Origin of the sequence: Dechloromonas sp. HYN0024, assembly GCF_003441615.1 — a bacterium.
Taxonomy (GTDB): domain Bacteria; phylum Pseudomonadota; class Gammaproteobacteria; order Burkholderiales; family Rhodocyclaceae; genus Azonexus.
Genome location: NZ_CP031842.1, coordinates 762,501 through 786,667, shown reverse-complemented (window position 1 = coordinate 786,667; position 24,167 = coordinate 762,501). Strand labels below are relative to the sequence as shown.

General features: G+C 58.7%; 25 protein-coding genes, 1 tRNA gene and 1 pseudogene (1 of these 27 only partly in view). 5 read left to right on the top strand and 22 right to left on the bottom strand.

Annotated elements, in window-relative coordinates:
• Nucleotides 1-24: 24 nt before the first annotated feature.
• Both HYN24_RS03820 and HYN24_RS03815 read left to right on the top strand, forming a co-directional pair.
• Nucleotides 25-99, top strand: a tRNA-Arg gene (locus HYN24_RS03820).
• 306 nt (nt 100-405) lie between these two features.
• Nucleotides 406-783: a hypothetical protein gene (locus HYN24_RS03815; RefSeq protein ID WP_117608030.1), complete on the top strand. Its 378-nt coding sequence runs from the start codon at nt 406-408 to the stop codon at nt 781-783.
• Nucleotides 784-1,097: 314 nt separating this feature from the next.
• Here the strand turns inward: HYN24_RS03815 and HYN24_RS15765 are convergent, their stop codons facing one another.
• Nucleotides 1,098-1,265, bottom strand: a complete 168-nt coding sequence (locus HYN24_RS15765; RefSeq protein ID WP_162888583.1) for a hypothetical protein — start codon at nt 1,263-1,265, stop codon at nt 1,098-1,100.
• A 96-nt stretch (nt 1,266-1,361) separates the two neighbouring features.
• On the opposite strand from HYN24_RS15765, the gene HYN24_RS03810 reads away from it, so the two are divergent.
• Nucleotides 1,362-2,138, top strand: a complete 777-nt coding sequence (locus HYN24_RS03810) for a spermidine synthase (protein ID WP_117608029.1) — start codon at nt 1,362-1,364, stop codon at nt 2,136-2,138.
• A gap of 154 nt (nt 2,139-2,292) precedes the next feature.
• The gene (locus HYN24_RS03805; protein ID WP_117608028.1) at nt 2,293-2,574 is read left to right on the top strand and encodes a hypothetical protein; all 282 of its coding nucleotides are present in this window, start codon (nt 2,293-2,295) and stop codon (nt 2,572-2,574) included.
• Between the two features lie 84 nt (nt 2,575-2,658).
• Here the strand turns inward: HYN24_RS03805 and HYN24_RS03800 are convergent, their stop codons facing one another.
• From HYN24_RS03800 to HYN24_RS03765, 8 genes and pseudogenes are all read right to left on the bottom strand, one after another.
• The gene (locus HYN24_RS03800; RefSeq protein ID WP_117608027.1) at nt 2,659-3,324 is read right to left on the bottom strand and encodes a response regulator transcription factor; all 666 of its coding nucleotides are present in this window, start codon (nt 3,322-3,324) and stop codon (nt 2,659-2,661) included.
• Nucleotides 3,325-3,326: 2 nt separating this feature from the next.
• Complete coding sequence (locus HYN24_RS03795; RefSeq protein WP_117608026.1) at nt 3,327-5,261, bottom strand: type IV pili methyl-accepting chemotaxis transducer N-terminal domain-containing protein; 1,935 nt, start codon at nt 5,259-5,261, stop codon at nt 3,327-3,329.
• A 149-nt stretch (nt 5,262-5,410) separates the two neighbouring features.
• A pseudogene (locus tag HYN24_RS03790) lies at nt 5,411-6,205 on the bottom strand (ABC transporter ATP-binding protein); the annotation flags it as partial.
• Between the two features lie 19 nt (nt 6,206-6,224).
• Nucleotides 6,225-7,187, bottom strand: coding sequence for a nitrate ABC transporter permease (ntrB, locus tag HYN24_RS03785; protein WP_117608025.1), 963 nt, complete (start codon nt 7,185-7,187; stop codon nt 6,225-6,227).
• A 67-nt stretch (nt 7,188-7,254) separates the two neighbouring features.
• Nucleotides 7,255-8,532 carry a CmpA/NrtA family ABC transporter substrate-binding protein gene (locus tag HYN24_RS03780; RefSeq protein WP_117608024.1) on the bottom strand — a complete coding sequence of 426 codons (1,278 nt, stop codon included), beginning with the start codon at nt 8,530-8,532 and terminating at the stop codon, nt 7,255-7,257.
• Between the two features lie 296 nt (nt 8,533-8,828).
• Nucleotides 8,829-9,404, bottom strand: a complete 576-nt coding sequence (locus tag HYN24_RS03775) for an ANTAR domain-containing response regulator (RefSeq protein WP_117608023.1) — start codon at nt 9,402-9,404, stop codon at nt 8,829-8,831.
• A gap of 17 nt (nt 9,405-9,421) precedes the next feature.
• Nucleotides 9,422-9,793, bottom strand: a complete 372-nt coding sequence (locus HYN24_RS03770; RefSeq protein ID WP_117608022.1) for a sirohydrochlorin chelatase — start codon at nt 9,791-9,793, stop codon at nt 9,422-9,424.
• Complete coding sequence (locus tag HYN24_RS03765) at nt 9,790-11,013, bottom strand: MFS transporter (protein WP_240327726.1); 1,224 nt, start codon at nt 11,011-11,013, stop codon at nt 9,790-9,792. Before HYN24_RS03765 ends, HYN24_RS03770 begins: the two co-directional genes overlap by 4 nt.
• Nucleotides 11,014-11,328: 315 nt before the next feature.
• Between HYN24_RS03765 and HYN24_RS15760 the strand changes: the two genes are divergently transcribed.
• Nucleotides 11,329-11,535 (top strand): hypothetical protein, encoded by a 207-nt coding sequence (locus HYN24_RS15760; RefSeq protein WP_162888582.1) that lies wholly within the window; start codon nt 11,329-11,331, stop codon nt 11,533-11,535.
• Between the two features lie 28 nt (nt 11,536-11,563).
• On the opposite strand, the gene HYN24_RS03760 is transcribed toward HYN24_RS15760, so the two are convergent.
• From HYN24_RS03760 to dnaX, 13 genes are all read right to left on the bottom strand, one after another.
• Entirely contained in the window at nt 11,564-11,830 is a 267-nt protein-coding gene (locus HYN24_RS03760; RefSeq protein WP_240327725.1) for a DNA-binding transcriptional regulator, read from the bottom strand.
• A gap of 365 nt (nt 11,831-12,195) precedes the next feature.
• Nucleotides 12,196-12,507, bottom strand: a complete 312-nt coding sequence (gene nirD / locus HYN24_RS03750; protein ID WP_117608020.1) for a nitrite reductase small subunit NirD — start codon at nt 12,505-12,507, stop codon at nt 12,196-12,198.
• A gap of 23 nt (nt 12,508-12,530) precedes the next feature.
• Nucleotides 12,531-14,975: a nitrite reductase large subunit NirB gene (nirB, locus tag HYN24_RS03745; RefSeq protein WP_117608019.1), complete on the bottom strand. Its 2,445-nt coding sequence runs from the start codon at nt 14,973-14,975 to the stop codon at nt 12,531-12,533.
• Between the two features lie 228 nt (nt 14,976-15,203).
• Nucleotides 15,204-16,193: a DNA-binding protein YbiB gene (ybiB, locus tag HYN24_RS03740; protein WP_117608018.1), complete on the bottom strand. Its 990-nt coding sequence runs from the start codon at nt 16,191-16,193 to the stop codon at nt 15,204-15,206.
• A gap of 18 nt (nt 16,194-16,211) precedes the next feature.
• Complete coding sequence (locus HYN24_RS03735; RefSeq protein WP_117608017.1) at nt 16,212-18,935, bottom strand: nitrate reductase; 2,724 nt, start codon at nt 18,933-18,935, stop codon at nt 16,212-16,214.
• Between the two features lie 127 nt (nt 18,936-19,062).
• On the bottom strand, nt 19,063-19,497 hold the full coding sequence (locus HYN24_RS03730; protein ID WP_117608016.1) for a ClpXP protease specificity-enhancing factor: 435 nt from the start codon (nt 19,495-19,497) through the stop codon (nt 19,063-19,065).
• Between the two features lie 3 nt (nt 19,498-19,500).
• Nucleotides 19,501-20,097 (bottom strand): glutathione S-transferase N-terminal domain-containing protein, encoded by a 597-nt coding sequence (locus tag HYN24_RS03725; RefSeq protein ID WP_011286577.1) that lies wholly within the window; start codon nt 20,095-20,097, stop codon nt 19,501-19,503.
• Between the two features lie 83 nt (nt 20,098-20,180).
• Nucleotides 20,181-20,900 carry a cytochrome c1 gene (locus tag HYN24_RS03720; RefSeq protein ID WP_117608015.1) on the bottom strand — a complete coding sequence of 240 codons (720 nt, stop codon included), beginning with the start codon at nt 20,898-20,900 and terminating at the stop codon, nt 20,181-20,183.
• Between the two features lie 13 nt (nt 20,901-20,913).
• Nucleotides 20,914-22,215, bottom strand: a complete 1,302-nt coding sequence (locus tag HYN24_RS03715) for a cytochrome bc complex cytochrome b subunit (RefSeq protein ID WP_117608014.1) — start codon at nt 22,213-22,215, stop codon at nt 20,914-20,916.
• Nucleotide 22,216: 1 nt separating this feature from the next.
• Nucleotides 22,217-22,813 (bottom strand): ubiquinol-cytochrome c reductase iron-sulfur subunit, encoded by a 597-nt coding sequence (petA, locus tag HYN24_RS03710; RefSeq protein ID WP_117608013.1) that lies wholly within the window; start codon nt 22,811-22,813, stop codon nt 22,217-22,219.
• 84 nt (nt 22,814-22,897) lie between these two features.
• Nucleotides 22,898-23,497: a recombination mediator RecR gene (gene recR, locus HYN24_RS03705; RefSeq protein ID WP_117608012.1), complete on the bottom strand. Its 600-nt coding sequence runs from the start codon at nt 23,495-23,497 to the stop codon at nt 22,898-22,900.
• Between the two features lie 3 nt (nt 23,498-23,500).
• On the bottom strand, nt 23,501-23,824 hold the full coding sequence (locus HYN24_RS03700) for a YbaB/EbfC family nucleoid-associated protein (RefSeq protein ID WP_117608011.1): 324 nt from the start codon (nt 23,822-23,824) through the stop codon (nt 23,501-23,503).
• On the bottom strand, nt 23,821-24,167 hold the 3' portion of the coding sequence (dnaX, locus tag HYN24_RS03695) for a DNA polymerase III subunit gamma/tau (protein WP_117608010.1). Its footprint extends 1,279 nt past the window's final position; 347 of the gene's 1,626 nt are visible here — the last part of the coding sequence; its start codon lies off the right edge, out of view; it ends in the stop codon at nt 23,821-23,823. Before dnaX ends, HYN24_RS03700 begins: the two co-directional genes overlap by 4 nt.

Below are 24,167 nucleotides of genomic sequence, written 5' to 3'. Positions count from 1 at the left end.
CCGGTACAATTCGCCCTCCAAAGTGCCTCCATAGTTAAATGGATATAACACGCCCCTCCTAAGGGCGAATTGGTGGTTCGATTCCACCTGGGGGTACCAGTCGCGGTTTCCCAAACCCCGCCGCCGGGTGCCCAACTGGCACCCAGGCACCGACCCCACATTGCCGACCAAAGATAGCCGGCGCACCGAACGGCAAGCTCCCTTTTGTCGCTACACCGAGCCAACTCCCGGCCAAGTAAATCAGCAGCAGCTGTGGCAACCCGATTGAGACGCAAGATCACTTTGAACCGGATTGCCATTATTCGGCCTGAATGGCACTTGCCTGCCCCATTCACCCGAAAACAATATTTACCACTATCGTCATATATGCTACATTGTTGACAAATATGTTTGGATGGGATTGTTGTGAGTTACGAAATCATTTGGGAGCCACGGGGCGTCGTAAAACGTTATTTTGGCCACGTTACCAGCGCCGACATGGTCCAATCGGTAACCGACGTTGAAGGCAATCCTCGCTTTGATGACCTGCGCTATGTCATCAATGACTTCCTTGCCATTGACGACATCTCGTCCTCACAGAAAGATGTGGATGACATCTCCGTGCTGGACAAGGGGGCATCATTCACCAATCCGCAAATCAGGATTGCCGTGGTGACCATATCCCCCGACGTCACTGCCCTGGCGACGGCCTATGCAGAATCATCGATGAACGCCTATCCGACAAAAATATTTGCTTCGCTCAGCGAAGCTCGTTCGTGGCTGGATGCCCCCGAACAGGCATGAAACCCGCGCCCAGAGAGGATTTATTTTTTGTGGCACGAGTCATGCGTATAAACCCTCATCGCAACCCAAACTGATGAGGAGATCAAGATGCTAGAGCCCGAAACCCTTGTTGCCATCAGCTGTGGCGCGGTTCTTCCCTACGTTGGCGAAGCCATCTGGAACTGGGCAAAGGGCAAGCTCAAGCACCAGTAAGGTGCTTGCTGCCCCAAATCGGTTCCGGCCCCTTGGTGCGGAGGCAATAAGCTAGCGCCGTACCAAGGTGACAGTCAGGCGCGACGCCTTTCGCCGACAAGAATTCAGCGTCCGCCAGCCAGCTATTTTCCGACGGCATCCGGCAAGGTAGCCGGATTGATCATCTCCGGGGCATACAAGTAGTCGGCCGCCCACATCGCGCCAATCAAGAACACAATGAGCGCCGTCACCAGGCTCCACAGCAGCACATGTGATTCCGGCTTGTTCCGATTATCGTTCTGGTCGCTCATCAAACAACTCCTTCATGTCAGACGGGGATCATACCCCGCCAGTCAGGATTGAGCGCCCTGATACAATGGGTCGCCCTGATTCTTGCGCTTGCCGCCATGAGACCCGCCAAAAAGACACCCCGACATTCAGTCGATATCAGCGAAGATACAGGCGTACGCAACCTGCATTTCGGCTCCGACTGGATCCAGGGAGCCATGCGCATTGCCCGCCCCTGGTCGCTGGAACTGGCTTACACACGGGAAATGATGGCCGGCCTGCTCATGCGCCCGGCCGGCCAGTGGCCTCGTCACGCACTCCTGATCGGCCTGGGTGCCGGCTCGCTGGCCAAATTCATCTATCGCAACCTGCCCGACTGCCGGATCACGGTGATCGAGATCAATCCACAAGTCGAGTACATCGCCCGCCAGTATTTCAAACTGCCAGACGACCCGCTTCGTCTTGACGTGGTGATCGGCTGCGGCGCGGACTACATGCTGGGCGGTGAACGGCGTTTCGACATGATCCTGGTGGACGGCTACGACCCTGATGCCAAGGCCGGGGTGCTCGATACCGAGCCGTTCTACCAGGCTTGTCGCAGCCGCCTCTCCGACCGTGGCCTGTGCAGCCTCAACCTGCTCGGCCGCAACAAGGGTTTCGCCGGCAGCGTCGAGCGTATCCGCTCCGCCTTCGACAACCGGGTTGCCGTCTTTCCCTCGTGCGACAGCGGCAACACCATCGCTTTCGCCACTGGCGGAGAACCAATCGATGTCTCGCTCGACGATTTGCGCAGCCGGGCGACACAACTGAAAAAGGACACGCGACTCGACCTGCTGCCGACCATCAGCCGCCTGCAGTTGGGCCACCCGCTACCGGAAGGCCGTCTGCGTATCTGAGTTGATAATCGACTTACCGAAGCACCTTGCTTTTCCCGATTTTTGAGCCAGAATTTATATATCCTCCACCGACAATAACGACAAGGCGGACAGAAAAGAAATAACAAGCAGGGGTTGTAACCTGACTTTTCATGTCACCATTCAGGAGGAACTTATGCTTTCCATTCAGGATGTTATTGACTACTGCGACCTCGAGCGTGGCGAAATAGAGGCGATTGCCGAACACGAACATATTCCGGTCACCGTCGCAGCAGAAATGAGCGAAGTGCTGTTATGCACGCCCGATGGCGTCTGCCGTCTGCACACGATGATTATCGAAAACATGCAGCATGCGCTGGATGCCGGCCATTTTGAGCATGTCAAAGATCTGGCGGAAACCTACGAACATCTGCAGCGCACCCACCCCATGCCATCGCAATACCAGCCTGGCGCGTAGGTCTGGCACCGGCAAAAATCCCCCGGCCTGGGCGGCCGGGGTTTTGTTTTTAACGCCACCGATCCCAGGGGGACACTCACTGCCTCAACTGTGGCGGGTCTGGCCGTAGCCGTGCTCGACGGCATAAAGCGCAACCTGAACGCGGCTGCTCATGTTCAGTTTTTTGAAAATATTTTGCACGTGAATCTTGACCGTGCTTTCAGCCAGATCATGCTTGCGGGCGATTTCCTTGTTGCTCTCCCCATGCGCCAGCGAGATCAGGATGTCACGTTCACGGGGTGAAAAGCGATCGCGGTCCGCACTTGCCGCATCAACCTTGGGCGGATTGCGTACGCCCTGGATCAGCTTCGCCGTCATCTGTTGCGAGACGACTGACTCACCCTGAGCAGCGCGACGAATGGCATCAATCAAGGCATCAGTCTCGATGTTTTTCAGCAAATAGCCGCTGGCCCCGGCCCGCAAGGCATCAACCAGATCCTGCGCGTCCTCTGACACGGTCAGCATCAGCACGCTGACCTCGGGCATTTCCTCGGCGATGACCTTGACCGCCTCCAGGCCGGAAACACCGGGCATGTGCAAATCGAGCAAGGTTACGTCGGGCTTCAGGGAACGAACGCGCTTGATCCCCTCCAGCCCGTCCCCTGCCTCGCCGACCACCTCGAAATCCTCATTGCGTTGCAGCAGAGACTTGATGCCACTACGAAACAGGGTGTGGTCATCGACCAGCAGGACACGGATTTTTTCGCTCATTTTCAGGCAACCTTTTCGCGGGGCAGGGTCAACGTAACGCGGGAACCGCTGCCGGGTTTCGATGTTATACGACATTCGCCGCCAATGCGGTGGGCCCGCTCACGCATGATCTTCAGGCCGACATGACGGTCGGACAGACAGTTGGGATCGGAGGCCGGATCGAAACCGATCCCATCATCGTCGATATCAATGTCAATGCGCCCGTTGTCCCGCCTGACGACCACCCGTACCTGGCTGGCCCGGGCATGCTTGCGGATATTCGAGAGCGACTCCTGGACGATGTGCATGATCTGGATCTCGTCCGTCGGCAGTTGCGCCACGCCGGCTCCAATGCGCTCGAACTGCGTTGCGATGCCGGTCTGTCCCTCGAATTTTTCCAGCGTAGACTGGATCGCTGTATCGAGATCGGACTGATGAACACGGGTCCGGAAATGCACCAGCAATTCGCGTACGTCGTCATAGCTTTCCTGCACCCCTTCACGCAGCTGGTTGGCTGTCTGCATAGCCTCTTCGGCCTTGCCCTTGCGTAGCGAGTCCTGCAGCAACTGAACCTGTATGTTGAGGAAGGCAAGCCCCTGGGCGATCGAATCGTGCAACTCCTGGGCGAGCAGATTGCGCTCTTCGGAGACGGCCAGCTCTTTTTCGCGGGATTTGAGGCGCTGGTTTTCGATGGCCACACCGAGATGATGACCGAGCGTTTCAAGGAGATGGATTTCCTGCTCGGAAAGCGCCTGCGGTCGCCAGAAATAGAGGTTGTACACACCCAGCCGCTGCTTGTCGTAAAGAATGCTGAAGGCAGTGGCGGTGGCAAAGCCTTCGCGGATGCAGGTGCGCAGCTTCATGCCTTCCGGCGGCGTTACCGTCGCAAAGGCAGCCGAGCTACCGCTCTGGAAAACTTCACCGCACAGGCAGTCGCCACAGTCCATTTCACCCTCGCGTTCAAGGAAGGTGTCGGACAGCCCCTCGGAAGTGATCAGGTACAACTTTTCTGACTGCGCCTCAAACATGCGAACCGCCCCGGCATCCGCCCCCAGCGCGCTCTTGATCCGCTCGAGGAAGCCCTCGCACATCACCTCGACCGGAGCCGGCTCGCTGAGAAATGTGGTGACCGAATAGAGAATGCCCAGTTCGTGATTGCGCTCCGCAAGGCGCCGGGTTTCGGCCTCTACCCGCTGTTCTAGCGTGCCGTAGGCATCCTGAAGGTGTTCGGCCATCTGGTTGAAGCCGTGAGCCAACCCACCCAACTCGTCGTCGGAAGCGACCGGTAAGCGGACCGTCAGATCATTGCCGGTCATCCGCTGCATGCCGGCATGCAGGATGCCGACCGGACGAATGACCAGGCGCCAGAAATAGCGGATCAGTATGTAGGTGCCAATCATCGCCAGGACAACCAGTGCCGCCTGGACTGAGCGCAGCAGGTTGGTATCGGAGGCATAGCTGCGCTCCATGGCGAGGACCAGTTCGTTGATGGTGCTGACGAAGGGTTCGAGTTCGCTGTCGAACTGGTCGAGCGCGGCTTCCCGCTCATCCCGTGCACCGCCGAGATATTTCTCCACCCGTGGCAACATCGTGTCGTGCCAGATGCTTTCGACCGCTTGCAAGCGGTGCTGCACTTCGAGATTACGGGGTGGCGATAGCGGACGCGCCGGATCACCCAACTGCAGGTCACGCAACACCCGGTCGAACTGCTCACGCTCCTCAACCAGAACCTGGGCGGCCGTCGTCTCCTGCCCCATCGACTCCAGGCCACGGGCCATCAGATGCGCCATGCGGTAGGTGCGCATACGCTGACTGCCGGCATCGTTGATGGCAGCGGCGACACCTTCCAGCTGCCAGGAAATGAGCAGTGTCAGCCCGATGGCTGCGGCGGCCACAAGAAAGAAAACCACCAGGGTGCCGATGATCTTGCGCGACAGCTTGCCGGGATTGGCTAGCATCAATACATGTCCGAAACTGAATTAGCGAACCTTAGCCCCTGCCCGCCTGAATGCAAAGGAGATGCATCAAGAAAAAGCCCGCCGGTTTGAGCCGGCGGGCAAAAGTCGCTTGGTTGAGAGCGGCGCGACAACGAATAGGTTGATCCGGATCAGGCAGCCTGCTTCTCGACGTGCGCCTGTTTTTCGTAGAGAAACTCGAGCACCGCGGCACGGCAGCCGATATAGGCCGGATCATGTGCCAAGGTCAGACGATGGCGCGGACGCGGCAGATTAACCTCAAGAATCTCGCCGATGGTGGCCGCCGGGCCGTTGGTCATCATGACGATCTTGTCCGAGAGCAGTACGGCCTCGTCGACATCGTGGGTGACCATGACGGTCGTCGCCTTGGTCGCCTCGCAGATTCTCATGAGCTCGTCCTGCAGCTTGGCGCGGGTCAGGGCGTCGAGGGCGCCGAACGGCTCGTCCATGAGCAGCACCTTGGGTTCCATGGAGAGTGCCCTGGCGATGCCGACGCGCTGCTTCATGCCGCCGGAGATTTCATTCGGATACTTGCTGCTGGCGTGGTCAAGGCCGACCAGACTGATGGCGGCAGCCGTGCGCTCACGCAGCTTCTGTTTGCCCTCCTTGGTCCCGAAAACCCGCTCAACGGCGAGATAGACGTTCTCAAAGCAGGTCAGCCAGGGCAGCAGGCTGTGGTTCTGGAAAACCACGGCGCGCTCCGGGCCGGGGCCGGCGATTTCTCGGTCTTCAAGCAGGAGCACGCCATCGGTCGGTTTGGTCAGACCAGCAATCAGGTTGAGCAGCGTCGATTTGCCGCAGCCGGAGTGGCCGATCAGGGCAATGAACTCACCTTGCTTGATGGTCAGGTTGATTTCGCGCAGGGCGACGAACTTGCCCTTCTTGGTATCGAAAGTCTGGCCGACGGTTTGGACCTGGACGAATTTTCCATGTTGTGCACTCCGCTCATGATGATTCCTTGGTCAGCTTCTTGGCCAGCATGATCAGGCTCTGTTCGAGGATCAGGCCGACGATGCCGATGACGAAGATGGCGATGATGATGTGTTCGACCTTCAGATTGTTCCACTCGTCCCACACCCAGAAGCCGATACCGACGCCACCGGTGAGCATTTCAGCGGCGACGATGACCAGCCAGGCGGTGCCGATGGACAAGCGAATGCCGGTCAGGATGTAGGGCAGCACGGCGGGCAGCAGGATCTTGGTGACGACCTTCCACTCCGACAGGGCGAGCACGCGGGCGACGTTGAGGTAGTCCTGCGGCACGCGCTGGACGCCCTGCGCCGTGTTCATGATCATCGGCCAGATCGAGCAGATGAAGATGGTGTAGGTCGCCGCCGGGTCGGCCCGCTTGAAGACGAGCAGGCCGATGGGCAGCCAGGCGAGCGGGGAGACCGGGCGCAGCAGGCTGATGATCGGGTTGATCATGGCTGACAGGAAGGCCGAGCGACCGAGGATGAAGCCGAGCGGAATGCCGACCACTGCGGCAAAGCCGAAGCCGATACCAACACGCTGCAGCGAGGACAGGATATTCCAGCCAATACCCTGATCGTTCGGACCGTTACGGTAGAAGGGGTCGGCGAACAGGGTGGCGGCAGCATCCCAGGTCTGCAGTGGGCCGGGAATACTGCCCCCCTTCATGGTGGCGATATACCAGATGCCAATCAGCACCACCATGCCGAGCAATGGCGGCAGGATGGCACGGCCAAAACTGGCCAGCGTTTCGGCGAAGGGAGTACCCGGATCGGCCGGGACGCTTGCTGTTTTTTCCATTTTCTTTTCCTTGGCGGGCTCGGGGGCAATATCCGCCACCGGCGCGCTGCTTGTTCGATCCCCCAAGATGGCTTCCTTAAGGGCATGGTCAACCGGCTTTTCAAGGCCGAACTCATCGCTCATCGTGATTGCACTCATGGGAATCTCCTTGGCGTGGTGGAAGCCTCATCTCCGCCTTGGCGGGAATGAAGCTTCCTTGCCGGCCCTAAGCCTTTACCTTGAAACCGTCAGCGTATTTGGCCGGGTCCTTGCCATCCCAGACCACCCCGTCGATCAACTTGGACGTGCGCATATCGCTCTTCGGCAAGGCCACGCCAGCGGCGGCTGCACCCTGCTTGAAGATGTCGATGCGATTGACCTGCTTGGCGACCTCGAGATACTTCGGATGATCCTTGAGCAGACCCCAGCGCTTGTGCTGAGTGAGGAACCACATGCCATCGGAGAGATACGGATAATTGACCGCACCATCGTTGAAGAACTTCATGCAGTTCTTGTCATCCCAGCTCTTGCCCAGGCCGTTCTGATAGCGACCAAGCATGCGGGCGACGATGACCTCGGTGTCGGTATTGACATAGGATTTCTGGGCGATGACTTCGGCCGTCTTCTGCTTGTTGGCAATCGAGGCATCGATCCACTTGCCGGCATCGAGAATCGCCGCCACCACGGCGCGTGCCGTGTTCGGATTCTGCTTGACCCAATCGGCGGTGGTGCCGAGAATTTTTTCCGGGTGATCGGTCCAGATGTCCTGCGTCGTCGTCGCCGTAAAGCCAATGTTGTCCATGATGGCGCGGTTGTTCCACGGCTCGCCGACACAATAACCATCCATGTTGCCGACACGCATGTTGGCGACCATCTGCGGCGGCGGCACGGTGATCGTCTTGACGTCCTTGAGCGGATTGACACCCTGAGCAGCCAGCCAGTAGTACAGCCACATGGCATGGGTACCGGTCGGGAAGGTCTGGGCGAAGGTGTATTCCTTCTCCTTCTTGGCGATCAGCTTGGCCAGACTGGGGCCGTCGATGGCCCCCTTGTCTTTCATCTGGTTGGATAGCGTGATGGCCTGGCCATTGGTATTCAAGGTCATCAGGTTGGCCATATCCTTCTTCGGCCCGCCGATGCCCATCTGCACGCCGTAGATCAGGCCATACAGCACATGGGCGCAATCCAGCTCACCATTGACCAGCTTGTCGCGCACCGAGGCCCATGAGGCTTCCTTGGTCGGGATGATCTTGATGCCGTATTTCTCATCGAACTTGTTGACCGCCGCCATGACGACGGAGGCGCAATCAGTAAGGGGAATGAAGCCGATACGGACTTCCTTCTTTTCGGGGGCGTCGGAACCAGCGGCCCAGGCACCGCTGCGAACGCCGGGAGGGACCATGGCCATCAGAGAGGCTCCCAAGGCTGTTGAAACGAAATCACGACGTGAAAAGGACGGCTTGTCCGTTGCGACATCCGGCAGCACCAGTTTCTTGTCATCCATTGCTTGCTCCTTGATTGCGAGAATCTAAAAACAAAATGGGCGTCACATCCTGGCCGCCGGTTGGCAGCTCGGATGGACGCCCTTGTCCTTGAATCGGTTTCTACTCGACTCTCGCCCGGCCGCCATTGACCGTGCGTTTTGAGAGGACTATCGCAATGGCCGTGCCAGACCCGAATATTTCAAACAATTTATTATATATCTATTTATTTTCAATAGCTTAATGAAAAAACTTTTAAGCCCGTAACGCCGCATCCGATGCACTATTGCAGTGCAACATGCGGCTTGGCCGCACAGCTTTAGAGCAGCACCCGCGCCATGTCGATGACGTCGCGCGCGACTTTGGCCATCGACTGGCCGCGCTCCATGGCCAGCTTGCGCATGGCGTGATAAGCGGCATCCTCATCAAGACCACGGGCCTTCATGAGCACGCCCTTGGCCTTGTCCACCAGCTTGCGGTCAGTGAGTTTCTGCGACACCTCGTCAAGTTCGCGGCGCAGGGCCTGCGTATCGTCAAAGCGGGCTCGCGCCACCTCAAGGATGGGCTTGATGCGCTTCGGGTCGAGCCCATCGACGATATAGGCAGAAACCCCGGCCTTGACGGCATCCCGGATGGTTTCCTGACCGTCTTCCTGGGTAAAGATGACGACCGGACGCGGCATGTCCTTGTTCATCGCCGCCAGGTTTTCAAGCGTATCGCGGCTCGGGCTGTCGGTATCGATCAGGATTACGTCAGGCTGCAGACGCTCGACTTCCGCCGTCAGGTTTTCCGCGCCGGCCAAAATAGCCGCCACCTGATAGCCGGCCAGCGCCAGTCCGGCGCAGATTTCGCCAGCACGGGAACGGGATTCATCAATAACGAGAACGGTAAGCATGGCCTTTACTTAGCAAGCTACAGGCCAGCCACCTCCAGCGCCGCCGTCGCCATGGCCTGAACGACCAGTTCGTGTTCGCCAATGGCATTACCCAGCGAAAATTCAACATGCGGGTAGCTCGCCCGTAGCGCGGCGAGCATCTCAGGGGTTTCCTTCTTTAAATGCCCACCACGGGCAACGAACATCGGCATCACGACTATCTTGTCGGCCCCTTGGGCTATCAGCCCGGCGGCGCAGTCGGTCAGGGTTGGTGCCATGAATTCAAGGAAGGCCAGTTCAACCGGCACCGTGGTCATCCGCTGACGAATCACCGCCTGGACGCGGCGCATCGGATTGGCCCACTCCGGGTCGCGGGCACCGTGGGCAAAGAGAATGAGGGCAGTGGTCATGATTCGAGTCTCGTAGAATTCGGCGGATTATCCGACTGATTGCGCCAGGTCAGCAAAAGCAGCGTCAGCAGACAGAAGCCCGCCCCGGCATAAAAGGTAAACGCCGCCCCCAAAAGGTCCCACAGAAAGCCGGCACACAGGCTTGCCAGCAACATCGCCAACCCACTGATCAGATTAAAAAAACCGTACGCAGTTCCGCGCAGGTCGGACGGAGCCGTATCGGCCACCATGGTCGCCAGCAGACCCTGCGTCATGCCGAGGTGAATACCCCACAGGGCGACACCCGCCAGCACTACGCTCCAATGCGCACTGCTCGCCAGCACCAGATCGGCGGCGATCAGGACAAACAGGCCGATAACCAGCAGCTTGGTGTGACTTACCCGATCCGACAGCTTGCCAAAAGGGTAGGCCGACAGCGAATAAACGATGTTCATGGCCACCATGACCAGCGGAATCAGCGCCAGCGCCATACCGCCCTGCTGCGCCCGCAGCACCAGAAAGGCTTCACTGAAACGGGCCAACGTAAAAAACCCGCCGACCGCCACCACCCACCAGTAGGCCGAACCCAATCGTGCCAGATTGGCCCGATTGACCGGATTGCGCCGTACCGCACCGACCGGCCGGTCCGGCTCATGGACGCCAAACACCAGCAAGGCGACGGCGAGCAAGCCAGGGATCACGGCCACCCAGAAAACAGCGCGAAAATCATCCTGCCACAGCAACATCAGTCCCACCGCCAGCAGAGGCCCGACAAAGGCCCCGACCGTATCGAGCGACTGGCGCAAACCGAACGCCGCACCGCGCAGTTCCGGCGGCGCAATATCGGCCACCAGCGCATCGCGCGGCGCGCCACGGATACCCTTGCCAACACGATCTGTCAGCCGGGCAGCGAGGACGAGACCGGTGCTCGACGCCAGCGCAAAGACCGGCTTGGTCAACGCCCCAAGCGCATAGCCAAAGACGGCCAGCCCCTTGCGTTTACCGAGATAATCGCTGAGCGCCCCGGAAAAGACCTTGACGATCAACGCCGTCGCCTCGGCCAGCCCTTCGATGACCCCGACCATCAGGGCGCTGGCACCCAGTGCGCCGACCATAAACAGCGGCAGCAGGCTGTGGATCATTTCGGACGAAATATCCATGAGCAGGCTGACGCAACCGAGCATCCAGATGCCACGCGGCATTTTGGGAGAGATCGGCTCGCGGTCTATGGCATTGCTCATAGCTAAGGGAATTGCTGTGGAATGGAGGCGCCAGCTTAAGCGATCCCCTGCCAGCCGGCTATTACTTCAAGGCTGGTCAAAGCTTTCGGGGCTATTCAAAACAGCCAAAACCGAAAACCGGGGACAGACCGCAGTTTTCTCGATTTTGGGGAGATGCACTGCAACAGTCATCGATTGATAGCCCGAATCTTGTGGCAACGTGAATGCCTATTGAAATACAGTACACACCAGCCAAATATCCAATTTGAATATACTACGTATACAGATTTACACTCTCGAGAAAACCATGACTATTGTTGTCCGGAGGAGACTTCGTTGTTTGCATTCATTAAGCACTGGTACACTAGCCGCCTTGTTTCCCGCGAAGATTGGGGATATTCGAAAGCCAGCGGGCGTCTCGAACGCAAGTACTCGACGGTAATCCGCTACCACTGGTCAGCCAAGTCAGCACGCGTGCTTGTCGGATTCTGCGGCAAGCACATCAACACCCTTGTTGTGGCTATTCTTGCCCTTCTCAAATAGATCGCAGCTATAAGACATCTGCACTCGATCAAGCAGCCGCCTTGACCGCCTCTGGATTGTGCGACGCGATGCGCAGCAGGGTTTTGGCGGCACCGGAAGGTTCGCGGCGGCCCTGCTCCCAGTCCTGCAAGGTACGGACCGATACCCCAAGCAACTTGGCGAACTCGCTTTGCGACATGCCGACACGATTGCGTGCCTCGGTTGCGGCGGACACCTCAAAGGCCGTTACCCTCGCAGCCTTACCGGACTTCATCTGGAGAACAGACTTCAGGAGATCGTTCTGAAATTGTTCCAATTCTTTATCCACGTTCCACCTCGACTTTCAGTCTGATCAGGAATTCGGCTGGCAGGTTGTCAAACTTGGCTTTCGCATAAACAATTAGCAACCAGACTCGACCATCCTGCACGTTGAAATAAATTACCCGTGCGCCGCCTCACTTGCCCATTCCGCCACGACTCCATCTCACTTTACGGCAGCCGCCAGAACCCGGAATGACATCCCCGGCAAGAGGATTTGCGGCTATCCACTCGATAAATTCGAGACGCTCGCTTTCGGTCCAGACGGAGGCAGCATAGCCCTAGAATATGTCAGTTTCGGCAACTGTATGCATAGGCAGATAATACGGCATTGCCGTATTTCGTCAATCCCCACGTGGCGACTTATACCACCAGAAATACCCTCCCTTCTTCAATCTTCACTTCAAATCTGGCGCAGCCGCCGACATCCGGCGCTACAGCCTTGCCGTCGTCGAGACCGATATTCCAGCCGTGCAGCGGGCAGGTGACGCGCTTGCCGTGCACGATGCCTTGTGAAAGCGGGCCGCCCTTATGCGGGCATTTGTCGTGCAACGCGAAGACCTCGTCATCGGCGGTGCGGAAGATGGCAATATCGCCGCCAGTGCCTGGCTTGACGATACGCGAGCCGAGTTGCGGAATATCTTCCAGTTTGCAGATCAGTTTCCAGGTGCTCATTTTTTATCCTTTTTCCTCAACGCTCAGGCTTCGACCATGATCGGAATGAATTGCTTGATCGCTTCCGGCTCGCGCGAGGTCGCCCACGGGTCCTTGGCATCCTTCAGCGAGTCGAGCAGCGCAGCGTAGAGGGCCTTGCGGCCTTCTTCATCTTCGAGAATCTTGCCCTTGATGTAGTCCATGCCGACCCGTTCAAGGTAATGGCAGGTGCGCTCGAGATACCAGCCTTCGAGACGATAAAGCTGGAGAAAGGCACCGGAATATTCCATGACATCCTCGTCCGAGCTGACCTTGCACAGAAACCGGGCGACTTCCGTCTTGATGCCGCCATTCCCGGCGATGTAGATTTCGTAGCCGGAATCGACGCCGATGATCCCGACGTCCTTGATGCCGGCCTCGGCGCAGTTGCGCGGGCAGCCGGAGACGGCCAGCTTGACCTTGTGCGGGGCGTACATGTCGAACAACATCTTTTCCAGCTTGACGCCCATGTCCATCGCCAGTTGCGTGCCGAAGCGGCAGTGCTCGGCACCAACACAGGTTTTCACGGTGCGGATCGACTTGCCGTAGGCGTGGCCGGAGACCATGCCGGCGGCGTTGAGATCGGCCCACATGGCGGGCAGGTCTTCCTTTTTGACGCCGAGCAGGTCGATCCGCTGACCACCGGTGACCTTCACGGTCGGCACCTTGTATTTCTCAGCCGCGTCGGCAATCGCCCGCAGCTCGGCCGGTGTCGTCAGGCCACCCCACATACGCGGCACGACCGAGTAAGTACCGTCCTTTTGAATGTTGGCGTGCGCCCGCTCATTGATGAAGCGCGACTGCGGGTCATCCTTGGCCTCGTGCGGCCAGGTCGAGATCAGATAGTAGTTGATGGCCGGACGGCATTTGTCGCAACCGTTCGGCGTTGTCCACCCGAGTTCGGCGAAAACCGTTTCCTTGTTGGTCAGGTGCTCCTCGTGAATGAGCTTGCGCACCTTGTCATGCGAATGCTCGGTACAGCCGCACATCGGCTTCTTGTCGGAGGCGGCCGGCGTGTAGGCACCGCCAATGGTCGACGCCAGAATCTGCTCGACCAACCCGGCACAGGAGCCGCAGGAGGACGCCGCCTTGGTGTGCTTCTTGACCTCATCCAGGGTGAACAGTCCCTTGGCCTTGATGGCCTGGACGATAACCCCCTTGGTGATGCCGTTGCAGCCGCAGACTTCCGCGTTGTCGGGCATCGAGGCGGCCTTGCTGTTACCGGCATGGCCGACGTCGCCAACCAGGGACTGGCCGAATATCAGGGAGTCGCGAATATCGTGGATGTCGCGCCCATCCTTCAGCAACTGGAAATACCACGGGCCATCGGCCGTGTCGCCATACATGACGCCGCCGACCAGCTTGTTATCGCGGATCACCAGTTTCTTGTAGACGCCGCCATGCGGGTCGTTAAGCAGGATTTCCTCGGTGCCCTCGCCGCCCATGTAATCGCCCGCCGAAAACAGGTCGATGCCGGTGACCTTGAGCTTGGTCGAGGTCACCGAGCCGGTGTAGCGGCCAATACCGTAACCAGCCAGATGGTTGGCAGCAACCTTGGCCTGCTCGAACAGCGGAGCGACAAGACCATAGGCGATGCCCCGGTGGCTGACACACTCGCCGACGGCATAAACCTTCGGATCGTAGGTCTGCATGGTGTCATTGACGACGATGCCGCGATTGCAGTAAATCCCGGATTTTTCAGCCAGGGCGTAGTTGGGGCGGATACCGGCGGCCATGACGACGAGGTCGGCGGGAATCTGCATGCCGTCCTTGAAGCGCACGGCAGCGACGCGACCGCTCTCGCCCTGGACGAGCATTTCCGTCTGCTTCTGCAGGAGGAACTTGAGGCCCTTATCCTCCAGCGACTTTTGCAGCATCTTGCCGGCCACTTCATCGAGCTGGCGCTCGAGCAGCCACGGGCCGAGATGCACCACGGTCACATCCATGCCGCGCAGTTTGAGGCCGTTCGCCGCTTCGAGGCCGAGCAGGCCGCCGCCGATAACCACCGCATGTTTGTGCAGGCGGGCGGCTTCGATCATTTCATCGGTATCCTTGATGTCGCGATAGCCGATAACACCGGGCAGGTCATTGCCGGGAATAGGCAGCATGAAGGGGGTCGAACCGGTGGCCACGAGCAGGCGGTCGTAATACTCCTCGGTGCCATCGTCGGCGATGACCTTGCGATTGACCCGGTCGATCTTGGTGATCTGTTTGCCGGTGTGCAGGGTGATGCCCTTTTCCTTGTACCAGTCCAGTTCGTTGAGAACGATCTCGGCAATGGTCATCTCGCCGGCCAGAACGGGCGAAAGCAGGATACGGTTGTAGTTCGGATGCGGTTCGGCGCCGAAGATGGTGATGTCGTAGTGATCCGGCTTGATCTTCAGCAGTTCTTCGACGGTGCGGACACCGGCCATGCCGTTACCGATCAGGACAAGACGAGGTTTGCTCATGGTTGACTCCAACGTTGCGCGCACCCGAGGGTGCAAAATTCACATCAGCGCATGACGTCGTTGCCATCGAGCCGCCTTCGTTGGCGGTTGATTCGCTGTTCCGGGAAGTTATGTTGCAATCAACGTGCCACCCGCACAGGCAATTGATTTTTATAGATAATTCAAAAACTCGGTCGACTTAAGCGCACCAAGACAGGGCAATAAACGCCAGCGCGGTGCAAATTCAAGTCAGTTTCCGCCCATGATCAGGCCAGTCGCTTCGACCGCAACAATGGCCTTGGCCTGGTTGAAATCCTCGGCATAACCACTGGCATAGAGCAGGCAGGCCAGTTGGTTGGCGAGTGGCTTGGGCAGCGGCACCTGCTTGTCAAGCACACGCCTGATCCATTTCGCCGTGCTCACAGCATCATTGGCCTCCGGCAGGTTGGGGAGCGCACGCAGGCTCTCATGTTCAGCTTCGAACAGGGGCACGACCCCGCCTTCGTGGATGAATTCAAGGCGCGGGCGACGCTTTGGATTGGCAAACGGTTCTCCTTCGGTGCCACGCAGAAGCAAGCCATGACCACCACGGACCAGGAGAATCTCGCGCATCAGGTCGATGAATTCAGGATGCGTCGCCGGGGCGACCATCACCGCATCGCCACGGAACGGGTTGATCAGCTTGACCAGGCTATGGGCGCTATTGCGCACCCCCATCCGGCTGCGCAGGCCTAACAGGTTGTGAATACCTGGGCAGAGCGCGTTGAGGGGCAGAAAGGCCAGGCCTTTTTCTTCGATGGCTATCTGGGCCTGGGTCGTCGACGAAACTGGCATGACGCCGAGCTCGCGAAAAATATGCGCCGTCGTCACCCGGCCAAAGCCTTCGAGCAAGCCATGGACCAATACCGGGACGCCAAAGCGCTGGAGCAGAAGGGCCAACAGCGGTGTCAGATTGGCTTCCTTGCGGGCGCCGTTGTAGGTCGGCAGAACCACCGGACGAACCCGACCGTGCGGCATGTCGAGTTTGTTGATGCGCTCGTCGGTGGCATCGAGGAAGCCGAGCATTTCGTCGAGCGATTCACCTTTGACGCGCAGACCCAGAATGATCGCGCCCAGTTCGAGATCGGGCACCCCGCCATCGAGCATCGCCGCATAGAGCTGCTGCGCATCGTCGCGCGGCAGATCGCGGGCGCCCTGGGCACCACGTCCGATCTCCTTGATAAATTGTCCGTAACTCACTGTCTCCTCCGGTCGCGGTCAGGCCGCAGCTGCTATTTTTTGGGGGTATTCGGCCACCATGCGCTTGATATCCGGCACACAGGAACCACAGAACGTGCCGCACTTGAGGGTCTTCTGAACTTGCGGCAGATCAGCACCGAGCGCCAACTCCTTCTCGATCTGAACATCACTGACATCAGCACACTTGCAGACGATATGGCGCGCCAACATGGTCACTGGCGGCTTGGCCAACGGGGCCAGGGCAAAGCGGATCAGGCTGGCGTCCAGCTCGTCCTCGGCCATCGCCTGCCTGAGCCAGGCCAGGGCCAAGGTTTCGCCAGCCAGCCGGACGCCCAGCAGACGGCCGTCCCGGGCGATGGCCTTTTTGCAGATCCGGCGCGAGGCATCGACATAGACGATGGCGCCATCGTCAGCATCGAGACCAAAGAGTGCATCCAGACCACGAATTTGCCCGTCAGACAACGGTGCCCCGCTGGCCGCGCGACAAACAACGAGCGGACTGGTACGGCCATACAGACCGACATTGGCATAAGGGAAGTCGGCCAGTACGGTACGGGCGCGCTGGAGCAACTCAAGCGACTCGGACTGGCTGACGCAACGGCGAACGATGGCGAGTGGATAGGACAAATCCAGTCGGGCGATCTGTACCGCTGCATGCTTGAGTTCGGGCTGTTTCGAGTAGTGGTCGGTCGCCGCCGAGGCCAGTGCATTGGCCCCCGGCGTGTTCATGAACTGGTTGCCCCAGTGCATCGGCATCCAGGCCCGCCCTTTGACCAGCCCCGAGCGTTCGGCAACCCGCACCACCATCTCGCCGCGGCCATTGCTTACCCTTGCCAGGTCACCTGAAGCCAGGCCACGGTGCCGCATATCGCACGGGTGCATGGCCAGCAGCGGTTCGTCTTCAAGGTTGAAGAGACGCGGTACGGTACCGGTACGGCTCATGCCGTGCCACTGATCGCGCATGCGACCGGAAAGGAGGCTAATCGGCAAGTCGGGGGTGGTCAGTTCAGCCGTTGGCTGATGTTCGATGGCGATGAAGCGCGCCTTGCCGTCCTCGGTCGAAAAGCGGCCATCCTCGTAGAGACGGATCTTGCCGCTGGCTGCACCTTCCGGATACGGCCATTGTTGTGGCCCTTCCCTTTCGAGCAAGGCATAGGACAAGCCGGTGATATCGAGGTCACGGCCACGGGTGCTTTCGCGATGCTCATTGAAGATGGACTCTGCATCTTTGTAGGGAAACAACTGGTCAGCCTCTAGCTTGCCCAGTTTTTTGCCCAGGCGACGGGCGAAATCGACGACGATCTCCCAGTCATGCCGCGCCTCTCCCGGCGCAGATACGGCTGACTGAACGCGGGTGATGCACCGTTCGGAGTTGGTCACCGTACCGTATTTTTCACCCCAGCCACTGGCCGGCAATAGTAGATCGGCATAGGCTGCCGTATCGGTATTGCCGTAGGCTTCCTGCAGCACCACATATTCGGCCGCCTGCAAGGCATCGCGAACGGCTGCCTGATTAGGTAGCGACTGTGCCGGATTGGTACAGGCGATCCATACCGCCTTTATTTCGCCGGTTTTCAGGGCCGCAAACAGATCGACCGCAGATTTACCAGGGTTCGCCGGCACTTCGGGCACGCCCCAGAGACGGGCCACCTCGGCACGATGGTCCGGATTGTCCAGATCGCGGTGCGCCGACAGAAGGTTGGACAGCCCGCCCACCTCGCGCCCGCCCATCGCATTTGGCTGGCCGGTGAGCGAAAATGGCCCGGCCCCCGGCTTGCCGATCTGCCCGGTTGCCAAATGCAGATGGATGATGCCAGCGTTGTTGTGGGTACCATGAACCGATTGGTTCAGGCCCTGACAGTACAGCGAAAGGGAAGCGCCACTGGCACCAAACCAGCGGGCCGCCTGAATAATGGCATCAGCCGGAATGCCGCACACGGCGGCGACGTATTCCGGCGTATAGCTTTTGACAATCCCGGCCAGCCCTTCAAATCCCCTGGTATGAGCGGATACATAGGTCTGATCAACCAGACCTTCGCTGATCATGATGTTGAGCATGCCGTTGAACAGGGCAATATCACTGCCGGGTTTGATCGGCAGATGCAGGTCGGCAATGTCGGCACTTTCCGTACGGCGGGGATCAGCGACGATGATTTTCAGGTCCGGATTGGCGGCCTTGGCATCTTCGATATAGCGAAAAACGATCGGATGGGCGATGGCAGGGTTGGCGCCGGCAATGAAAATGACCTTGGCCTGCAGAATGTCCGCATAACTGCAAGGCGGTGCATCAGCACCGAGCGTCTGCTTGTAGCCGGCAACAGCCGAGGACATGCACAGGCGCGAGTTGGTATCGACATTGTTGGTACCGATCAGCCCCTTGGCCAACTTGTTGAAAACGTAATAGTCCTCGGTCATCAGCTGACCGGAAATGTAGAAGGCGACGGAATCGGGGCCGTATTGCCGAATGGTGTTGGCAAACCGCTCAGCGGCATCATCAAGAGCCGACTCCCACGAGACTCTTTGCCCCGGCGCGCTGCGCCCAGGTCGTTTTTCAGGAAAACTCAGGCGATAAGTCGGGTTGGCCGTCTGGTTCAGAGTGGCCCCCTTGGTGCACAGGCGGCCGCGATTGGCCGGGTGCTCCGGGTCGCCACGCAGGCCGGTTATCCTGTCGTCCTCGGTTTCGATGAGTACGCCACAGCCAACACCGCAGTAACAACAGGTAGATTTAACTTCAGATCGCATGATTTTCCTTCCGGCTTGGCTTGAGCAACAGCCATGCCACATAGAAAAATCATGGACTTGCGTAAAAAAAGGGGACATCCCCTGCAGGAATATCCCCTTTTTAGTGCATCCACTTCAACCCTGATCCCTATTTGATGCGTTGTAGCCAGGGACGCCCCGTTTCCGGGCGTGGAGGTTCGGGTGGCGGCTCATCCGTTTCGGGTTTGGCTTCGGCGGCATCGATGAACTCGGCATCTGCCTCATCTTCAGCGCCGTCGACCTCAAACGCCATGCCGGCGCCGTTTTCCCGTGCATAAATTGCCGAAACACGCTCAAGGGGCACCGACAGTTCGCGGGCAACGCCGCCAAATCGAGCCTGAAAATCGATGAAATCATTGCCGATCAGCAGCTTTTTTGTCGCATCCGGGCCCAGATTGAGCACAATCTGGTTGTCCCGAACGAACTCGCGGGGAACCCGCGTCCGTTCATCGACTTCAACCGCGATATGCGGCGTAAAACCGTTGTCGCAGCACCATTCCCAGATGGCACGCAGGAGGTAGGGCTTGGTTGACGGAAGTTCCATGCCTTACTTGCGCATTGCCTTTTCGGAGGGGGTCAGTGCGTCGATAAAACCCTGACGGCTGAAGATGCGCTCGGCGTATTTCATGAGCGGAGCGGCAGCCTTGCCAAGATCGATGCCATAGTGGTCGAGACGCCACAACAACGGGGCAATGGCCACGTCGAGCATGGAGAATTCATCGCCGAGCATGAACTTCTGCTTGTTGAAGATGGGCACGATCTCGGTCAGGCGAGCCTTGATTTCCTGACGGGCCTTGTCGGCCGTCTTGCCGTTCTTCTCGATCACTTCCATGAAGGAGAAGATTTCGCGTTCCATGCCGACCAGCAACTGGCGGGCGCGGGCGCGCATGATCGGATCAGCCGGCATCAGTTGCGGATGCGGGAAGCGCTCGTCGATGTATTCGTTGATGATGTTCGGCTCGAACAGGACGAGGTCGCGCTCAACCAGAACCGGCACACGATTGTGTGGGTTGATGGCAGCCATTTCTTCCGGCTTGTTGAACATGTCGACATCGATGACCTGAAAGTCCATGCCCTTTTCGAACAGGACGATGCGGCAACGATGGCTGAATGGGCAGGTGGTGCCCGAGTAGAGGTTCATCATTTGTGGTAACCCTCAAAATGAGATTCGGCATCGGGGGCCGGCCAGAGCCAAACCCGCGATGCCGTTAGCCGATCCGGACAGGATCAGTGAATGTCTTTCCAGTATTCCTTCTTGAGCGCGTAGGCGACAACAAAGAGAACTGCCAGGAAGGCGAGAACGAACCAGCCGAGCGTCCGACGATACTCCTGCTGCGGCTCACCCATCCAGACCATGAAGCCGACCAGATCGGAAACCGACTTGTCGAATTCGGCCGGCGGCATCGAACCCGGGACAGCCAGTTCCAGCTTGTGCGTTTCGTGATTCATCACTTGCTGGCCTTGCAGGCCATACAGGATATGCGGCATGCCGACGTTCTCGAACACCGTGTTGTTCCAGCCGGTCGGACGGTTCTCGTCACGATAGAAGGAACGCAGATAGGTGTAGAGCCAATCAGCACCGCCACCGGCATTACCGGCATCGCCACGAGCCCGGGCGATGATGGTCAGATCCGGGGGAGCAGCACCAAACCACAGCTTCTGCTCGTCGGAACGAGCCGCGATGCGCATCAGTTCGCCGATCTTGTCCGACGTAAACATCAGGTTTTCCTTGACCTGTTGTTCAGTCAGCCCAAGATCCAGCAGGTTCTTGTAGCGCATGTAGGATGCACCGTGGCAGTTCATGCAGTAATTGACAAACAGCTTGGCGCCGTTCTGCAAGGCTGGCTTGTCCTTCACCGAGCCAGGCCACTTGTCGATATGGGCCGTGCTGCCGCTGGCAAATGCCATGATCGGCGCGAAGAGCAATGCGATAAGGAATTTTTTCATTTTAGGCATCCTCTCACTTGAACGTCACACGGTCAGGGACCGGCTTGAACTTGTCCATCCGCGACCACCACGGCATGCCGAGGAAGAAGCCGAAGTAGAACACCGAACAAATCTGCGATACCAGTTCACCGATCGGAGACGGGGACAGGGTGCCCAGATAGCCGAGAACGAAGAAGACGACCACGAAAATGCTCAGCAGGGTCTTGTAGATCGGGCCGCGGTAACGGATCGACTTGACCGGGCTGCGATCCAGCCAGGGCAGGAAGGCGAAGATCACCACCGAAGCGCCCATGGCCACAACCCCCCAGAACTTGGCATCGAGACCAAACAGCGGATAGGTCACGGCGCGCAGGATCGAGTAGAACGGCGTGAAGTACCAGACCGGCGAAATGTGCGGCGGGGTCTTCAGCGGGTCAGCCGGATAGAAGTTCGGCGTTTCGAGGAAGTAACCGCCACCTTCCGGTGCCCAGAACATGACTGCCGAGAAAACCATCAGGAAGACAACCACACCGACGATGTCCTTGACCGTGTAGTACGGGTGGAAGGGGATACCATCAACCGGGTGGCCGTTGGCACCAATATTGGCCTTTATTTCGACACCGTCCGGGTTGTTCGAACCGGTTTCGTGCAGGGCCAGCACGTGCGCTGCCACCAGACCAATAAGGACGAGCGGGAAGGCGATTACGTGGAAGGAGAAGAAGCGGTTGAGGGTTGCATCGCCGACCACGAAGTCACCGCGGATGATCAGCGAAAGGTCGCCACCGATAACCGGAATCGCCGAGAACAGATTGACGATAACCTGGGCGCCCCAGTACGACATCTGACCCCACGGCAGCAGGTAACCGAAGAAGGCCTCGCCCATCAGGCACAGGAAGATGCCGACACCGAACAGCCAGGTCAGCTCACGCGGCTTGCGATACGAACCGTAGAGCAGGCCACGGAACATGTGCATGTACACCACGATGAAGAAGGCCGACGCACCGGTTGAGTGCATGTAGCGGATCAGCCAGCCACCGGACACATCTCGCATGATGTATTCGACCGAAGCGAAGGCAATTGGCACGCCATTGGCGTTCAGTGCCGCATCCGGCTTGTAGTGCATGACCAGGAAGATGCCGGTGACGATCTGGATGACCAGAACCAGCAGGGCCAGAGAGCCAAAGAAATACCAGAAGTTGAAGTTCTTCGGTGCGTAGTACTCGGACAGGTGACCCTTCCACAGGGAAGTCGCCGGGAAACGGGCATCAACCCATTCCAGCGCGTTGCCAGCCAGCGAGCCGTCGGACTTGTACTTTTCGAAATTGCCAGCAGCCATTTTATGCTCCCTTCTTGTCTTCGCCGATCAGGATACGGGTATCAGCGAGATACACGTGCGGCGGCACTTCGAGGTTGGTCGGGGCAGGCTTCGACTTGTAAACGCGACCGGCAAAGTCGAAGGTCGAACCGTGGCATGGGCACAGGAAGCCACCGAGCCATTCGCCAGGCATGCCTTCTTCGGCACCCTTCTTGAATTTCTGACCAGGCGAGCAACCGAGGTGGGTACAAATACCGACGACGACCATGATTTCCGGCTTGATCGAACGGGTATCGTTCTGCGCATAAGCGGGCTGCTGATTTTTCTCGGACTTCGGATCGGCCACGGCATCTGCCAGCTTGGGCAGCGTTTCCATCATTTCCTTGGTGCGGTTGATGATCCACACCGGCTTGCCGCGCCACTCGACGGTCATCATCTGACCGGCTTCCAGCTTGCTGATATCGACTTCGACCGGTGCGCCTGCAGCCTTGGCACGTTCGGACGGAAGCAAGCTGGAGACGAACGGCACGAGTGCGGCAACCGCGCCCGCCCCGCCCACGGCCGCGGTCGCAACGACCAAACGCCGCCGTCCGCAGTCCATTTTTCCTTGATTGCTCATAACGCTGACCCCTAACGGAATTAGATGGGATAGAAATTAAACGCTAAATTATACGGCATCGGGCGGCTCGATAAAAGCCGGATATCACCCGGCACAAGCCTTACGTTCGCGCAAAGCCTGAGCCAGGGTCCCACTATCAACATATTCGAGCTCGCCACCGACTGGAATACCGCGGGCAATCCTCGTCACACCGACGCCTTTGGCCCCGAGCATAGCGGTAATATAGTGCGCCGTGGCTTCACCTTCATTGGTGTAGTTGGTCGCCAAAATTACCTCTCGCACCTCGCCATCAAGGGCCCTGGCCATCAGCCTGTCGAGGCCGATCTCCTTCGGCCCGATGCCATCGAGTGGCGATATTTTGCCCATCAACACGTAATACAGCCCCCGGTAACTCTGGGTCTGCTCCATCATGTTCATGTCGACCGGCGTCTCGACGACGCACAACAGGGTCGGATCGCGCCGCGGTGAAGCACAGCGCTCACAGATTTCGGCCTCGGTAAAGGTATTGCAACGCTGACAGTGACGAATCGTCTGCAGCGCATGATGCACTGCGTCACCCAGCCGCTGCGCGCCCTTGCGGTCGCGCTGCAGCAGGTGATAGGCCATGCGTTGCGCCGATTTGGGGCCAACCCCCGGCAGACAGCGCAAGGCCTCGATCAGCGAATCAAGCCCCGATGGATTCACTAATCAGAAAGGCAGCTTGAAGCCGGGAGGCAGGTTCAAGCCCGAAGTGAAGCCGGACATCTTGTCCTGGCTCAAGGCTTCACAGCGACGAACCGCATCGTTCATGGCGGCCGCAACGAGATCCTCAAGCATTTCCCGGTCATCCATGACCGAGGGGTCAATACTGACCCGACGCACCTCATGCGCTCCGGTCATGATGACCTTGACCATGCCAGCCCCGGCGACGCCCTCGACTTCGGTCAGAGCCAGCTGCTCCTGGGCCTTCTTCATGTTTTCCTGCATCGCCTGCGCCTGTTTCATCAGGCCAGCCAAGCCACCCTTCATCATAGTAATTCTCCGTTTGAAATAGGTTTAATCGACGATTCGACAACCGACGCATCGAGCGACTCGATGGCATCGCGTATAAATGTATCCTGGGAAATCGAGGCAACGGCCTGATCCTGACGCTCCTGACGCTGACGACCGACGGTCTCAGCCGGGGTATCCAGCTCGTTTTGCGCCAGTTCGAAGCGAACCTTCAGGGGACGGCCAAAATAGTCGCCCAAGGCCTGCTGTAGCTTATCCGGGCCGGGCTTCATTTGCAGATGGGTCTTGGAAGGCGACAGGCGCAACAGGCATTCCGCATCATCAAACTGCCGCAATTCGCAATTCTGGGCCAGCTCCCTGGCCA